Here is a 15264-nt window from a genome sequence, read left to right as displayed (position 1 = left end):
CGATCTGATAAGGAGGTATCCTATATGGAAGTATTGCGTGTAGAGAACCTTTGCAAAGTATACGGCAAAGGAGAAACAAGAGTGGAGGCGTTGAAAAACGTCTCGTTCTCCATGGAAAAAGGTGAATTTGCAGCAGTGGTCGGGGAATCCGGCTCCGGCAAAAGCACGCTGTTACACTGTATCGGCGGGTTGGAGCAACCTTCCTCCGGACACGTCTACCTGGATGGCCGGGATCTGTTTGCACTGCGAGAAAACCAGCGCACGATCTTCCGGCGGCAAAACATCGGGTTTATTTTTCAATCCTTCCAGCTGGTGGAGGAATTAACAGTGGAGCAGAATATCGTCTTCCCCCTCCTGCTGGATGGACGCAAACCAGATGAGGCACGTGTGGAGGAGCTTTTATGGATACTGGGATTGATGGAGCGCCGTCATCATCTGCCGAGCCAGCTTTCAGGCGGGCAGCAACAGCGCGTGGCAATCGGGAGAGCGCTGATCGCCAAACCGATGTTGGTCCTGGCGGACGAGCCCACAGGCAACCTGGATTCGAAAAACAGCCAAGATGTTGTTGAACTCTTACACCGCGCCTCACGGCACTACCGGCAGACCGTTCTGATGATCACTCACAATGTACACTTGACGGATGCGGTGGACCGCGTGTTGCAGGTTTCGGACGGCGAGTTGCGCGATTGGGGAGGGATGCAGGAATGAAACGCTATCTGGACCTCATCCCGATCTCCGCCAAACGGCACCGGAGGCAAAGCCTTATGACGCGGCTGTGTATCTTTTTAGCTGTATTCCTTGTAACAGCAATCTTTGGGATGGCAGATATGGAACTGCGCTCTCAACGGCAACAGGCGATTATGGATGGCGGCAATTGGCACATTGCTTTCCGGGACATCACAGAAGAACAAGCCGCGCGCATTGCCGCCTGGCCAGAGGTGAAAACATCTTCCTGGTATGGCGTTGTGAATTATGATTGCGACGAGGGGTACACCCTTTCCGGGATCAAAACAGCCATCTGCGGCGCTGACCCCGCTTGGATGGGAATGTTCCCCGCTGTCCAGGTGGAGGAGGGTTCCTTCGATGCCGAAGGCAGCGGTGTACTGCTAACAGAGAACGCCCGCGCGCGCTTGGATGTACAGGTGGACGACTTCATCCAGCTATATACCCCGGACGGGCGAGTCCTAGATCTACAAGTCACAGGCTTTGTGACCAACACCGCCATGTTGGACCACGAGGACGCGTTCGGTTTGGTTATGAACACGCAGACTTTCCGCTCCTATTTTTCTGGAGATACGGCACAGGACGCAGATTCCGTTTATTATGTGCAATTTTCGCCGCTTTGCCGCATCTTACAGGTAGTAGAATCGATCAAAACAGAGCTGCATTTAACCGACGCACAAGTTTTTCCCTATGGAAAACTCTTGGGCTTAATGGGCCAAAGCGATGACCCCTTAATGCTGCGCCTGTATCTGACCGCAGCGGTACTGGCAGTCCTCGTGGCGACGGCCGGCATACTGATGATCGCCAGCAGCCTAAACAGCAACATCGCCCAAAGGATTTCATTCTTCGGTCTGTTGCGTTGCCTGGGGGCAACACGCAAACAGGTGGCGCGTTTTGTCCGTTTAGAGGCGCTAAACTGGTGTAAAACGGCAATTCCGCTGGGGCTTGCGGCAGGCACGGCACTCGTTTGGGTACTCTGCTCCCTGCTTGTGAAGCTCAGCCCCACCTATTTTGCCGGGATGCCAGCTTTTGGGATCAGTGGAATTGGCCTTACCTGTGGGGTTGTGATTGGCTTAGTGACCGTCCTGCTCGCAGCACGTGCGCCTGCAAAGCGTGCAGCAAAGGTCTCGCCTCTGTGCGCTGTCTCCGGAAATGCAACCCCCGTCTCGCCGGTACGCCGTGCAGCAAATACGCGCTTATTCCGTGTGGACACTGCACTGGGGGTCCGTCATGCCACGGCCAGCAAAAAGAATTTCTTTCTGATGGTCAGCTCCTTTGCGTTCAGCATCATCCTATTCCTAGCGTTCAATATGGCGATAGATTTTATGCATCAGTCTATCACACCACTGCGTCCGTATTCCGCAGACCTGTCAATCATCAGCGCAGACCAAACCTGTTCCATCCCACCCGAGCTAGGACAGCATCTTGCAGAGGACCCGGTGGTCAAGCGTGTGTATGGGCGGATGTTTGCTTATGGGATTCCCGCTACCATTGATGGCCAAGAGGGGACTGTGGACCTGATTTCCTACGAAATCAACCAGTTTGGATGGGCCTCCGGCTCCCTCCTAGAGGGTTCCATTGATGGAGCCCTGAACGGAAATGGCCTCCTTGCGCTCTATGGCAACGGAACCACGCGCCATACCGGCAGCACGGTGACCGCAGACTTTGGGACGGGCACACAAACGCTCACCGTTTCAGGGGTACTGTCTGATTGCCCGTTCCAAAGCGAACCTGGTGTGGAAATCTTCATTTGTTCAGAGGAAACCTTCCGCACGTTGACTGGGCAGGATGGATACACAATCCTGGACCTACAGTTGAACGCAGATGCAACCGACGCAGACGTTGAAGCGATCCGTACCCAAGCGGGCAGCGGCACCACCTTCTCAGACGACCGGCGCTCAAACAGCGAGGCCATTGGCGCCTACTATTCGTTTGCATTGTTTGTTTACGGGTTTCTCTCTGTAATCGCTCTGATCGCGGTTTTCAACATTGTAAACAGCATCTCCATGAGCGTGTCCGCGCGGGTACGGCAATACGGCGCTATGCGGGCCATCGGTATGAGCAGCCATCAACTGATGCGAATGGTAGCGGCGGAGGCTGCAACCTATTCACTGTTTGGCATTCTAGTGGGTTGTGCAGTTGGGCTCCTAGCAAATTGGTTCTTATTCCGAATCACGGTTACGGCCAACTGGGGAATCCCGTGGTATATCCCATGGGCAGCACTGGGCTTGATTGTCCTATTGGTGGCATTCTCTGCCGCACTGGCAGTTCGCGCTCCCTCCCAGCGTATCCGCCGCATGTCCATCGTTGAAACCATCCACGCGGAGTAGCATTTCTCACATGCACATTCCCCTCTGATTGCCCAATGTCCCTAGAATTAAAGCGCCTACACCTTGCTTGGTCATCTGCTTTCCTCAGATTCCTGTCTTGAAAATCCTACCGATTGGAACAACAAACAACCCCCTCAAAGAATGAACAAAACGTTCATCCCTTGAGGGGGTTCTTTCGCTTGTTAGGATTTTTCAACACGATTCCCCATTTGTGGAACCGTTCACCGCACACTCCGGAGCCTCTGCTGGGACCGTTTCTTTGGGGTGCTCCTCCTTTGGCTTTTCCCGGAATGGGAGGATATATTTTTTCACGATCAGGCCCTCGTACTTGAGCTTAAACTGTACGCGCCCGAAAAAGCGGTGCTGGCAATGGCGGCAGATGAATTCTGCACGATAGCTCTTGTTTTTAAGCTGCCATTCACTTACACGGTGTGCCCGCCGCCCGCACACATCACAGTTAAAGAGCATGTCGCTGCGCTTGATCAGTGGGTTAGACAAGTCGCAGATCACTACGGTCTTAAATTGGATGCGACGGTAAAACTCTGCATCGGCCTCTTGCACAAAGGGGGCAAGGCTCTCCGGCGTATAAAGCTTTTGCAAGCAACGCAGCGAAAGCAGGCTATCTCCTAAAGCGCGATGATGATCAAAGCCGTCCTCATCGATCTCCAAAAGCTGGGCCGATGTGGAAAGTCCCATCTGCTGGGTTTTATCATAGTGGAGCATTTCCTCGCAGTACGCCTGCAAATTGACATAATACTGTAAAAACGGGATATGCTCATCGCCGCAGAAGTAACGGCAATTCTCGATTAGCGCAAGGATGTCGGACGTGCCCCAGGTCATAAGGACCGCGTCGCCCATCCATTTTTTAAAGCGGCTGATGACCTGCATATATTGTAGGCCGCCCGCGAGATCCTCATTCGTAATGCTTGTGAGCGTGCGGATCTTGCCGCTGATCTTCTTTCCCACCTGCGGCCGGACCAGCGCCTCAAAAGTGTCGATGATATGAAGCTGTTCGTCCACCTTGACCGCGCCGAACTCAATGATCTCGTTGATGAAGCTCTTGATGCGGCGGCTATAGGTTCCATTCCATTCCAGGTCGAGTATTACAAAATTCATAAGATCGGCCGTACCTCCAAGTGGAATTCCGCGCAGGATTATTTTTTCCGGCTTGCCATCTTCATGCGCGTTTCCTTATCAAGGATCTTTTTGCGCATACGGATGCTCTTGGGTGTAACCTCGACCAGCTCGTCGTCCTTGATGAATTCGAGGCACTGTTCCAAGCTGAGGATGCTTGGCGGGACCAACTTGAGCGCTTCGTCGGACCCAGCTGCACGGGTGTTGGTGACATGCTTTTTCTTGCATACATTCACTACAATATCTTCACTCTTAGGGCTGACGCCGACGATCATGCCTTCATAGACTTCCAGGCCGGGGCCGACAAACATACGGCCACGGTCTTGCGCTTGCCAAAGGCCATAGCCGGTGGTCTCCCCCGCCTCGTGCGCGATCAAAGACCCCTGCTGGCGGCTCTGTAAATCGCCCTTATAGGGTTCGTAGCAGTCGAACACATTGTTCATGATGCCGTTTCCGTTGGTGTCGCTGAGGAATTCCTGGCGGTACCCCATCAAACCACGCGCTGGAATTTTGAATTCCAGATGGGTCACGCCGGTGTCGCGCGTGCCCATATTGACAATTTCTGCCTTGCGGGAGCCGAGTTTTTCCATGACGACGCCGACGTAATTGTCCGGCACCTCAATCATGAGCAGTTCGATCGGCTCGCAGCGTTTCCCGTCAATCTCTTTATAAATGACCTGCGGGCTGGAAACCTGGAACTCATATCCCTGACGGCGCATCTGCTCAATCAGGATCGAGAGATGCAACTCACCGCGTCCACTCACCTTAAACGCCTCGGTGGTGTCAGTTTCCTCCACGCGCATGGCGACGTTGGTCTCAACCTCTTTGAACAGGCGGTCGCGCAGGTTACGGGAGGTGACATACTTGCCCTCGCGCCCTGCAAAGGGGCTGTTGTTGACCATAAAGATCATGGAAACGGTCGGCTCGTCGATCTTGACAAACGGCAAAGGTTCGATGCAGTCGGGCGAGCAAATGGTCTCCCCGATGTTCAGATCTGTGATGCCGGAAACTGCCACGATGTCGCCAAGCTTTGCGCTTTCCACCTCGACGCGTTTGAGGCCTTCAAACTGATACAGCTTAACAACCCGGACGTTCTTCGTGGTACCGTCGCGGTGGCAAAGCACGACATTTTCGCCGTCGTGCACCTCGCCGCGCTCCACACGGCCGATGCCGATACGTCCCACATAATCGTCATAGTCCACATTGGAGAAGAGCACCTGTGTTGGGCCGTTCAGCTCACCCGTAGGCGCAGGCACTTCTTTGAGGATCATATCAAACAGCGGCTTCATGTCCTTACCGGGCACTGCGGGGTCCAGCGTCGCATAGCCGTCCCTGCCGGATGCATACACCACAGGGAATTCGAGCTGGTCGTCGTTGGCCCCCAACTCGATAAAGAGGTCTAAAACCTCGTCTACAACCTCAGCTGGGCGCGCACCGGGCCGGTCAATTTTATTCACTACAACGACAGGCTTTTTCCCAAGGCCCAAAGCTTTTTTCAACACAAAGCGTGTCTGAGGCATACAGCCTTCAAAAGCGTCCACCAGCAGCAGAACGCCGTCCACCATCATGAGGATGCGCTCCACCTCGCCTCCAAAATCGGCGTGACCAGGCGTATCGACAATGTTGATCTTTGTATCCTGATAGATGACCGCCGTATTTTTGGAGAGGATGGTGATGCCGCGTTCCCTCTCCAGATCATTGGAGTCCATCACACGCTCCGCAACCTCCTGGTTCGCGCGAAAAATGCCGCTCTGCTTCAGGAGCTGATCCACCAAGGTAGTCTTCCCATGGTCGACGTGGGCAATGATGGCGATATTTCTCAGGTCGTTTCTTACATCCATATATGATCCCTCTTCTTTAAAATTTACAAACGTTTATTATTATAACATACTCCGCGCAACAGTGGTATGGATTTTGTCATAAAATTTTCTATGGGGACGTGCGCAGTTTTTCTTCGTTTTGCACGGACGTGCCTTCTGCTAAAAACTATATTGCGTAGCTTTTCGAAAGCCATCGCTTGCGCAAGGCTTTCGAAAAACAAAAAAACGGCTCCTCACATTGTGAGGAGCCTAATATGGAGCGAACGACGAGGCTCGAACTCGCTACCTCCACCTTGGCAAGGTGGCGCTCTACCAGATGAGCTACGTTCGCATATCTTGCATCCGTTTTGCTTGGTGCGTGAATTATTATACGACAGCCTTTCCAGTTTGTCAACACATTTTTCCAAATTTTTTTAAATGGATTTGAGCATCCTCCTAATAGGGTTTCCCATTTTGAGCTGGACATGCTATAATACAATATCATATATTATCATGTGTTGTACTTTTTTGGCATCATGTCATTTCGAATCGAACAACTGGAGGGAGCCATTTGTACTTACTCAACCTGGGCGCTTGGAACACAATCTTTGCTGTGCCGTGCGCCGTTGTGGATCAATATCTAAAGATTGCCAGCCCAAACCAGCTAAAGGTGCTGCTCTGGGTCCTGCGCCATGCGGACCACGGCTTTGAACCGAAAGAACCCGCACAGGCGCTTGGCCTTTCAGAAGATGCCGTCGAGGAAGCGCTGCTCTTCTGGCAGCAAGACGCCAATCTGCTGACAATTAACGGCGTGGAGATCAAACCTACAGCGGACGGGACGCAGGCGATTCCCGCAGATTCCCCTTCCCCCGCTGTGCCGGCCGTTGCTGCTCCTGTGCTAGAACCTCCTGCCAAGGCCAGGCCCGCATCGATTCTCACCCGCCCGCAAAAACCGGACAATGCATTCGTTGCCAAACGGATGGCGGAATCGGGAGAAATCGCTTATCTGATGCAGGACGCCCAACGCATCCTGGGACGGCTGCTGAGCAACGGCTGTTCTGCAACACTTTTAATGTTGCACGACGACTTCGGCCTCCCAGTGGATGTCATCTTGATGCTATTGCAATATGCGGCCAATGCAGGCAAAACAAGCACCCGGTATATCGAAAAGGTCGGTATGGATTGGGCGGAGGAGGAAATTTTTACCCATCAAAAAGCGGAAGAGAAGCTGCGCAAAATTGCGGAAAATGCCAAGGCGTGGCGCGTGGTGGAACAAACCTTGGGCATTGCGCACCGCTCCCCCACTGCCAAAGAAGAAACCCTTGCCGCTGCATGGGTCAACGACTGGGGCTTTTCCCCCGCGCTACTGCGCGAAGCATATGAGCGCTGCGTAGATACAAAAGGTCAACTGAGCCTGAGCTACATGAATGGCATCCTCTCCCGCTGGCACGAACAGGGCATTACGACGCTCCAGCAGGCACAAGAGGAGAAACTGCGCAAGGCCGCAGCCCGTAAGCAGGAATCTGCTGCAAAAAGCACCTATGACATTGACGAGTTCGAGCGCTCCGGCGCCTTCGATCATTTTAATGGGGAGTGACAGAAGTGGGATACAGCAAAGAGGTCTATCTGGCCGCAGCTACAGCGTTATCGGAACAAAAAGCACGCGCAGAACAGGAAGCGGAGGCACACCGCACAGAGCTGTACAGCGCCTTTCCGCGCGCAGGGCAAATTGAGAGAGAACTTGCCTCCACAGCCATCACCGCAGCGCGGGCCGTGTTGGGCGGTGCAAACGCCAAGGAACATTTGAGCCGTCTCAAAGAACGCAACCAAGCCCTCCAAAAAGAGTTGGACGGCCTTTTGGAGCAGGCAGGCCTTCCCAAAGACTTTCTAGAACCCCATTATGCTTGCTCCTACTGTTCGGATACTGGATATGTGGACGGCCATATGTGCAGCTGTCTAAAAAAGCGCCTGCGCGCAGAGGCGTATAAAAGTTTAAATGCACTCACCCCCCTCTCCCTCTCTACGTTCGAGACGTTCTCACTCGATTACTACTCCGAACAGCCGGAGGCATCTGGACGGTCGGAACGCGGGACGATGACGCGCGTCCTGGATGTCTGCATGACATACGCGCAAAACTTTTCGCTACATAGTTCCAATCTGATCCTGATGGGCGGAACAGGTTTAGGAAAGACTCACCTCTCGCTTGCAATTGCAAATACAGCGATTGCCAAGGGGTTTGGTGTGGTATATAGCTCTGTGAACAACATCGTCGCAAAATTGGAACGGGAGCACTTCGGGCGTGAAGAGGAGAATGACACCAGTTCGTTGCTACTCGACTGCGACCTCTTGATCTTGGATGACCTCGGGACCGAATTCCGCACAGCGTTTTCTGTTGCAGAGATCTACAACATCGTCAACACACGCCAGATGGCGCAAAGGCCCACGATTATCAGCACGAACCTGACCATGAAAGAAATCGAAGAGCGCTACACGGAGCGCTTTGCCTCGCGCATCTTGGGCGGCTATGTGCGTCTATCGTTCTGCGGGCGGGATGTTCGCCTACAAAAGCGGATGCGCGCCGCAGACCAAAGCAACCGCTGACCCTTCTTCCAAGGACGGGCCATTATTTTTCCATAGGCCACGGCAGTACCGTTTGTAGAGCGGCTGTTTCAAGGTACATCACCCATATACAAAACAAGCGCAGTTCTGGCGGAAATCCCTGCCGGAACTGCGCTTGTTCATACTCTGTCAACTACGGTTATTCCCCTGGAAATTATTACGCATCGCCGTAATCGCCCAGTGTGCCAAGGCTCTGCGCCTTTAAGTAAGCGTTGATAAAACCGTCGAGGTCGCCGTCCATCACGGCATTGATATTGCCCGTTTCAAAACCAGTCCGATGGTCCTTGACCAACGTATATGGCATGAAGACGTACGAACGGATCTGGGAACCCCAGGCGATCTCCTTCTGTACCCCCTTGATATCCTCGATACGCTCTAGGTTCTCACGTTCCTTAATCTCCAACAACTTGGATTTCAACATACGCATCGCAACGTCCCGGTTCTGATACTGGCTGCGCTCCACCTGGCAAGAGACGACGATACCGGTCGGGATGTGCGTCAAACGCACAGCGGAAGAGGTCTTGTTGACCTTCTGGCCGCCTGCGCCGCTTGCGCGGTAGACATCCATCTTGATATCGGCCGGGTCGATCTCAATCTCGATGGTGTCATCGATCTCGGGCATAACCTCCAAGGAGGAAAACGACGTATGGCGGCGGCCGGAAGCGTCAAACGGCGAAACACGCACCAAACGGTGCACGCCGCTTTCGCTCTTTAAAAAGCCATAGGCGTTCTCGCCCTCAATCAGAATACTGGCGCTCTTCAGTCCAGCTTCCTCGCCGTCCAGATAGTCCAGCGTGCTCACCTTAAAATTGTGGCGCTCTCCCCAACGGCAGTACATGCGATAGAGCATTTCCGCCCAGTCTTGGGCCTCTGTGCCACCTGCGCCTGCATGAAAAGTGAGGATGGCGTTTTTATCATCATACTCTCCGTTGAGCAGTGTGGAAAGACGCTGTGTCTCCAAGCTCTCACGAATATTTTTCAATTCGTCTTTGGCTTCTGGGAGCAAGGATTCATCTCCCTCCTCATTGCCAAGCTCAATCAGCGCCATCGTGTCATCATAAGCGGCGGTCAATTTCTCATACGCCGCAATTTTATCCTTAAGTGAGCTGGACCTCTGTAAAATCTTCTGAGAATTCTGCGCGTCATCCCAGAATCCCGGCATCGAAGCCTTTGTGTCCAGCTCCGCAATTTCGTTTCGCATACGTTCCAGGCCCAGCGCCTCAGCAAGGTCGTCGATTTCCGGGCGCAGCCCCTCCAGTTCCAGCCTTAATTCATCAAATTGCAGCATACTACCATCCTTAAACATTGATTTCATCTGTGGCAAACCAAACGTTTCCCGTCTAACTAAATTAGTATATCGGATTTTCCGAAATTTGTAAAGAGGCAGCGCACTGCACCACTTTATAGCGCAAGGAAGATACAAGGGATTTACTTTTTTCCAATCCTATGCTATAATATAAGAAACAAGACGAAGGGGAGTGGCTTGATGTCGGCTATCTGCAAATGATCGGGCAATAAAAATGTTATCCATCTAAATAGGATGGGTTTTTTGTTGTGCGTTTTTTGCGGATTGTTGTGCAGGCTGGTCTCTTTCCAAATCTATTTTTGGCTGAATTTTTTTGTTGAATCCTTTTTCAATGGCATTGTACAAAAATTGTACAATGCGCTTTTATGCCCAACAAATTCGTCTAGAAAAGCGTACCGGATAACCCATCGTATCGAGGGTTATCCTTTTTTATTGTCCTGACACTGGTATCATACAACTGCATTCTATTGTGTTAAGGAGAATAAAATCAATGAACCGTGAAAACAAAAAGAAACACTTTAAAAAAGGGTATTATAAAACACATGCATGTACGGATAGCTTTACCTGTAAGCAGTGCGGACGCCTGGTGGTCTCTGCAGGAGCCGGAAGCGACCACCGCAACCACTGCCCGAACTGCCTTTCGAGCCTCCATGTGGACATAGAGCCAGGAGACCGCGCATCCGATTGCGGCAGTCTCATGGAACCTGTCGCGGTATGGGTCCGAAAAAACGGAGAGTGGGCGATCATTCATCGCTGCCGCCGCTGTGGAAAGCTTAGTTCCAATCGGGTAGCCGCAGACGACAACCCGATGAAGCTGATGTCCATCGCTATGAAACCCTTGTGTGAACCTCCGTTTCCACTAGAACGTATCGAGGAAATGACCGAACTGATGGCCGGGGACGGTACTATCAAATTTTGATTAGGGTGTTCCGGATGAAAGTTCATCGCCGGCCATCCTTCTAACGATTGAAAAGGCCTATTTTTGCTTCTCGAACCACATATTCACAAAATAAGCGGCCCCCAGCCTGGGGAGCCGCTCTATTTTTGCACTTATAGAAAAGGCAATGAGGCAATCGCCCGGTGAACGCCGGATAGAATCTTTAAGTTCTCCTGAAAAAGGTTCCTGCTTTGGGAACGTTTCTCAAATGCCAAATTCCTTTGCATAAATCACCGCTCCATGGACTGGCTTTGCATCCTCCCGCAGGCGGATCGCCAAAAAGTTTGCGGGTGGCATCCCTTCCGGGATCTCTATGCCGAACGATTCCGCAGGCAGATACCCACAGCGCGGATAGTAGGTTTCGCTCCCCAACACCAATGAGTAAGCATATCCCAGTCTTCTGGCAATCTGGTGGCCCTCCTGAATCAAAGCGGTTCCAACGCCCCGCCTTTGATACGCCGGAAGCACAGAGAGCGGTGCCAGAACAAGAACGGTATCGCCTCCGACTTTTGCCTCTGTAAACAGGATATGGCCGACAATTTTGCCATCTATTTCTGCAACCAACGAAAGTTCTGGCACAAACGCCTCTCCCTTCCGCAGAGCGGCGACTAGATCCTGTTCGGTTCCATCGCTATGCTCTGCGGAGGCAAATGCCTGCTCCACAAGGGAATATACGGCCTCATAATCGTCCGGCCGTTCTGTTCGGATGTTCATGTTTGTTCCTCCAATCGCGTGTCGTATTGCCCATGGCCCCGCTCTTTCCGGCGTTTCCATCATGTTTCAAGCTTTTTGCCCTCCATGCTTGCTGGGAAAGCTTCTGGCCTTTATGAATGATCTTTATCCTACCACAGCCGCTGGCCTTTGACAAGGAGCAGAGGAACAACCAGGAAGTATGACTCAGGAGTCCATGGGCTGTTACGCTCTTTCGGGCTTAATTCCCCCCTAAAGCCGTATCCGATTCTTCGCCGTTGCCTTTATTGGAACTGCATTTTAAGTACTTAACAACCATTTACAGCTTTTCAATCCAGAATTTGGAGAGCGTTGCATGCAACAGCCGCGTCTTGTCCAGCCGGTTCATCAGATAAATTTTTGAAACGTCTTGGAACGGCTTGAGTGCCAGCATGTCAAACGGCGTATCCGTCGCAGAGCCGCCCTGCTTTGCCACCAAAACGTCACTCAGCACGATGTTTCCATTGTCGTTTGATACAGCGCCGTCAAACGCGGCGGTGGCTACATTGTTACAAGTGATGTCCATAGTCATATGGGTCATGTTCAGCATATATTCATAGTCGTTGTACAAGCCGCCATTGTTGCTGTCCCTCTCGATGCGCAGCTGTGCTGCGGTTGGGCTGTTATAGTAACAGTCCAGAATGACCGTGCCCTCGTTGTCTACCAATTGGAAAAACCTCGATCGGTCCCAGGTGCTTGCAAAGCCGGCATACTCCATGTGCATCCGGAATCCGTTTGTGCATTCACTCAAATCGAATCCGCTGATCGTCACCATCTCCGTGGAGGAACCCGAAGCCGTCGTTTTGAGTCCGTTTTCGGTAAATCCAGACGTCTCATCCCAGGCGAACCCCTCCATGGTACAGGTCGCATTTCCCGTGGAATCCTCCACCGACGGGTCGTCATTGGAACCCGTGGTAAAGTCGAAATAACAGAGATACTCCGGCGTCTCTTCCGCTGTTACAGGAATACTCACCGAAGCACCGTTCCAGTCAAGCGCAAGGTTCAATGTGCCGGAACCCGCCTCGGAAGCCGTCACCGTGACGGTCGCGCCGGACGGGACAGCACTTCCCGCCAGCCCAGTGAGCGCTGCTGTATAGTCCAGCTCCACATTCGCTGTGTTGGGGACATAGGAGACGTGGACCTCCTTCGCCTGTCCCACCTGCAAATCCAGCTTAGAAACATCCGCCGCGATGGATTCCGGGAGTATTTGTCCGGAGATCGCGCTAGTCAAAAAGGTCACCGTATCGGACAGCACTTCTTCCCCGCGTATACCGGTTACGGTGTACACTTCGGAGGCGTTCACAAATGCCACCGGATCGAACTCCCAGACGCAGCCACATTTCACCGGCGCATACAGCGTCTGAACCGGTTCCCCGTCCCGAGAGAGCGTGAGCTGTTCACAGTTCGAGTACACTTTTATTTTTATAGTAGCCGTCTCCCGCAGGCGGAACCGGCGGCTAGTGATGTAACAGACAGGTTGATCCGACCACGCCGCCTGATAGAGGTAGTATATATCTTTTTTTGTTTGACGGTCGCGGGTGATCAGGCCCTTGTCATTGAGGAAAGGTGTACCGCCCTCGTTGCGGTTGGACACAGCAAAGTCGTAGAGGAGCCAAGCCGCGGTATAGACCAGCCAAGGGCGCTCTTGGATCTGCGCGAGGTATGCCTCGTGGAACAGGTTAGCATATTCTTCATCGTGCCGCGCGCCGCCAGATCCGGTCTCGGTGGTCTCCATCGGATTGTCCGAGTGTGTATTGGGATTGTTGCCCGCACCATACTCTCCAACTGCCCAGAATTTCTGTGTTCCAGTGCGATAGGCATCCATCTGGGTACCAAACTGATTAAAGGTACCGCCATACCATCCTTTATATTCATTTGAAGCGATAAAATCCGCCTGCCAATCATCTGGATCAGAACCGTCGAAGGTAGGCCCATAGGCGGTGAAGCCCACATAGCGCGTAGGGTCCAGCATCTTGGCTAGCGCGTAGAATTCGTTATTCCAGGCCACCGCCATCTCAGAAGAAAACCCGCCCTGTGGGGTCCCACCGGAGTTCCAATGCGTGCAATTGAGCTCATTGGAGAGGCCCCAGAACACGATGGACGGGTGGTTGTAGTAATTCCGAATCATGCTCCGCAGGTTTTGTTCAATGCTGTTGTGGTACGCTTCGGAGGCATCTGGACCAAGGTGATTAACCCATGGAATCTCTGTCTGTACAACCAAGCCCAATGCATCGCACTGTTCAAACGCATAGGCATCGTGTGGATAATGGGCAAGGCGCACAAAGTTGCAGCCCAGCTCTGCAATGTCCGCGTAATCGGCATGAAATTGTTCTTGCGTCATCGCGGACATCGCGCCGGGATAGTCTTGGTGCAGCGCTACGCCACGCAGCGGGTAGGGACGGCCGTTGAGTAGGAACCCCTGCTGCGCATTTATAGAAAAATAACGGAAGCCAATGCGCACGCTCTGCTCGTCCACCTTGTCAGGGGCTGCAAGCTCCGCCTTGACCACATACCTGTATGGATCTTCTATGCCGTCCCAGAGGTGTGGGTTCGCAATCTGCCCGTCATAGGATACAACTTGCAGGGTATGCGCAGGGATCTCCGCTAGCACCGTCTCCTCCGCTACGGTTGCACCCTCCGTATCGCATACGGTGAAAGTCACCGCCGCTTGTACGCTACATCCCGACCGGTTGTTTACCGCTGTTTCTACTGTAAAAGCAGCGGCTTGCTCGGAAATATTGTTCTGCGTCACGTGCATCCGGTCCATACCATATGCCTGCGGATCAAAGGAAACGCGCCCAACCCGGCACAGATAGACCTTTTCATGAAGCCCGTTGTTGAGGTTAAAATCCCCGGACACTGGGATCACGTCCTCGGACGGGGAATTGTCGCAGACGATCAAAATCTCATTGCTCCCCTGCGACAGATAAGGGCTTATGTCCACGATGTTCGGCGTGTAGCCGCCTGGATAGGCGTCACAAAAACGGCCATTGACATAAATCTCGCTGGATTGCCCCGCCGCACAGAACACCAGCACAAAGTCGATTGCCGCATCCTCCCGGCTGACAAAAAGATCTTTCCGATAGTACGCCTTCCCGCGGTACATCGAACCGCTCATTCCATCGGAAACATTACAGGTGTGCGGGATATTAACTGTTTCCCAAGAGGACTGGTCTTTGGAAAAAGCCCAGCCTTCGCAGAAATCCACGATTTCGTACGGCACAGCGCTGCGGCCAAACAGTTCCTCCACCGCGTCCCGGATCGCCACCATCCGCGCTTCATACGCCGCAAATTCCGATGGGAGCGGCGAAGGCGCCGACTCCACAGAATTAATGCTACATTTGACATGGAGCATCAATTGGGCGGATTTTTTGATCCGTCCATCCGGAGCCGATGCACGCAACTGCGCATAGACCGGCCCGTCTTCTATCAGATAGGCCCGCCGGATAGGAATCCGCAGCAACAAGTCCCCATCCAACGCTTCCGGCTCTACCGCCCAAATATCTTTTTGTCCTTTTCGCTGGACATCCAGAAAAAAATCCCAACCGGCATATTCCAGCCCAGACATCTGGATATCCAACGTACGAACACCGTTCTCCCCCGCGTAACCGATGTCACATTCCTCATCCGCAGCGGTAAACGTCCAATCCTCATTTAAAAGAATCATGTTACTCCTCCCTTATTTTC

General features: G+C 52.8%; 10 protein-coding genes and 1 tRNA gene. 5 read left to right on the top strand and 6 right to left on the bottom strand.

The genetic code is table 11. The annotated features are described in order from the left end of the window. Positions 1 to 24 precede the first annotated feature (24 nt). The gene (locus B5F54_RS13235; RefSeq protein WP_087234729.1) at positions 25 to 708 is read left to right on the top strand and encodes an ABC transporter ATP-binding protein; all 684 of its coding nucleotides are present in this window, start codon (positions 25 to 27) and stop codon (positions 706 to 708) included. After that, a complete protein-coding gene (locus B5F54_RS13230) occupies positions 705 to 3053 on the top strand; it encodes an FtsX-like permease family protein (RefSeq protein ID WP_087234728.1) in 2349 nt (782 codons plus the stop codon). Before B5F54_RS13235 ends, B5F54_RS13230 begins: the two co-directional genes overlap by 4 nt. Before the next feature lie 192 nt (positions 3054 to 3245). Here B5F54_RS13230 and B5F54_RS13225 read toward each other — a convergent pair whose 3' ends face one another. The 3 genes from B5F54_RS13225 to B5F54_RS13215 all read right to left on the bottom strand — a co-directional run bounded on the left by B5F54_RS13225 (position 3246) and on the right by B5F54_RS13215 (position 6338). Next, positions 3246 to 4169, bottom strand: coding sequence for a 3'-5' exonuclease (locus B5F54_RS13225; protein WP_087234727.1), 924 nt, complete (start codon positions 4167 to 4169; stop codon positions 3246 to 3248). A gap of 38 nt (positions 4170 to 4207) precedes the next feature. Beyond that, positions 4208 to 6028 carry a translational GTPase TypA gene (gene typA / locus B5F54_RS13220; protein WP_087234726.1) on the bottom strand — a complete coding sequence of 607 codons (1821 nt, stop codon included), beginning with the start codon at positions 6026 to 6028 and terminating at the stop codon, positions 4208 to 4210. Positions 6029 to 6262: 234 nt separating this feature from the next. After that, positions 6263 to 6338 (bottom strand) — tRNA-Gly (locus tag B5F54_RS13215). 219 nt (positions 6339 to 6557) lie between these two features. Here B5F54_RS13215 and B5F54_RS13210 point away from each other — a divergent pair. Together B5F54_RS13210 and B5F54_RS13205 are read left to right on the top strand one after the other, a co-directional pair. Then, positions 6558 to 7583 carry a DnaD domain protein gene (locus B5F54_RS13210; protein WP_087234725.1) on the top strand — a complete coding sequence of 342 codons (1026 nt, stop codon included), beginning with the start codon at positions 6558 to 6560 and terminating at the stop codon, positions 7581 to 7583. Between the two features lie 5 nt (positions 7584 to 7588). Then, positions 7589 to 8587 carry an ATP-binding protein gene (locus B5F54_RS13205; protein WP_087234724.1) on the top strand — a complete coding sequence of 333 codons (999 nt, stop codon included), beginning with the start codon at positions 7589 to 7591 and terminating at the stop codon, positions 8585 to 8587. Between the two features lie 175 nt (positions 8588 to 8762). On the opposite strand, the gene prfB is transcribed toward B5F54_RS13205, so the two are convergent. Beyond that, positions 8763 to 9893, bottom strand: a complete 1131-nt coding sequence (prfB, locus tag B5F54_RS13200) for a peptide chain release factor 2 (RefSeq protein ID WP_087234723.1) — start codon at positions 9891 to 9893, stop codon at positions 8763 to 8765. Between the two features lie 508 nt (positions 9894 to 10401). Here prfB and B5F54_RS13195 point away from each other — a divergent pair. Continuing rightward, a complete protein-coding gene (locus tag B5F54_RS13195) occupies positions 10402 to 10830 on the top strand; it encodes an RNHCP domain-containing protein (RefSeq protein WP_087234722.1) in 429 nt (142 codons plus the stop codon). 222 nt (positions 10831 to 11052) lie between these two features. Here B5F54_RS13195 and B5F54_RS13190 read toward each other — a convergent pair whose 3' ends face one another. Together B5F54_RS13190 and B5F54_RS13185 are read right to left on the bottom strand one after the other, a co-directional pair. Next, on the bottom strand, positions 11053 to 11562 hold the full coding sequence (locus tag B5F54_RS13190; protein WP_087234721.1) for a GNAT family N-acetyltransferase: 510 nt from the start codon (positions 11560 to 11562) through the stop codon (positions 11053 to 11055). 295 nt (positions 11563 to 11857) lie between these two features. Beyond that, positions 11858 to 15244 (bottom strand): glycoside hydrolase family 2 protein, encoded by a 3387-nt coding sequence (locus tag B5F54_RS13185; RefSeq protein ID WP_087234720.1) that lies wholly within the window; start codon positions 15242 to 15244, stop codon positions 11858 to 11860. Positions 15245 to 15264 lie beyond the last annotated feature (20 nt).

Origin of the sequence: Anaeromassilibacillus sp. An250 (assembly GCF_002159845.1) — a bacterium.
Taxonomy (GTDB): Bacteria; Bacillota; Clostridia; order Oscillospirales; family Acutalibacteraceae; genus Anaeromassilibacillus; species Anaeromassilibacillus stercoravium.
The sequence above is the reverse complement of the archived record's forward strand: the minus strand, read 5'-3'. Positions and strand labels throughout refer to the sequence as shown.

Bases quoted from the DNA above. Each gene is read 5' to 3' on its own strand.
- B5F54_RS13235 (WP_087234729.1), top strand. From the start codon at position 25: ATGGAAGTATTGCGTGTAGAGAACCTTTGCAAAGTATACGGCAAAGGA.
- B5F54_RS13230 (WP_087234728.1), top strand. From the start codon at position 705: ATGAAACGCTATCTGGACCTCATCCCGATCTCCGCCAAACGGCACCGG.
- B5F54_RS13225 (WP_087234727.1), bottom strand. From the start codon at position 4,169: ATGAATTTTGTAATACTCGACCTGGAATGGAATGGAACCTATAGCCGC.
- typA (WP_087234726.1), bottom strand. From the start codon at position 6,028: ATGGATGTAAGAAACGACCTGAGAAATATCGCCATCATTGCCCACGTC.
- prfB (WP_087234723.1), bottom strand. From the start codon at position 9,893: ATGCTGCAATTTGATGAATTAAGGCTGGAACTGGAGGGGCTGCGCCCG.
- B5F54_RS13195 (WP_087234722.1), top strand. From the start codon at position 10,402: ATGAACCGTGAAAACAAAAAGAAACACTTTAAAAAAGGGTATTATAAA.
- B5F54_RS13190 (WP_087234721.1), bottom strand. From the start codon at position 11,562: ATGAACATCCGAACAGAACGGCCGGACGATTATGAGGCCGTATATTCC.
- B5F54_RS13185 (WP_087234720.1), bottom strand. From the start codon at position 15,244: ATGATTCTTTTAAATGAGGATTGGACGTTTACCGCTGCGGATGAGGAA.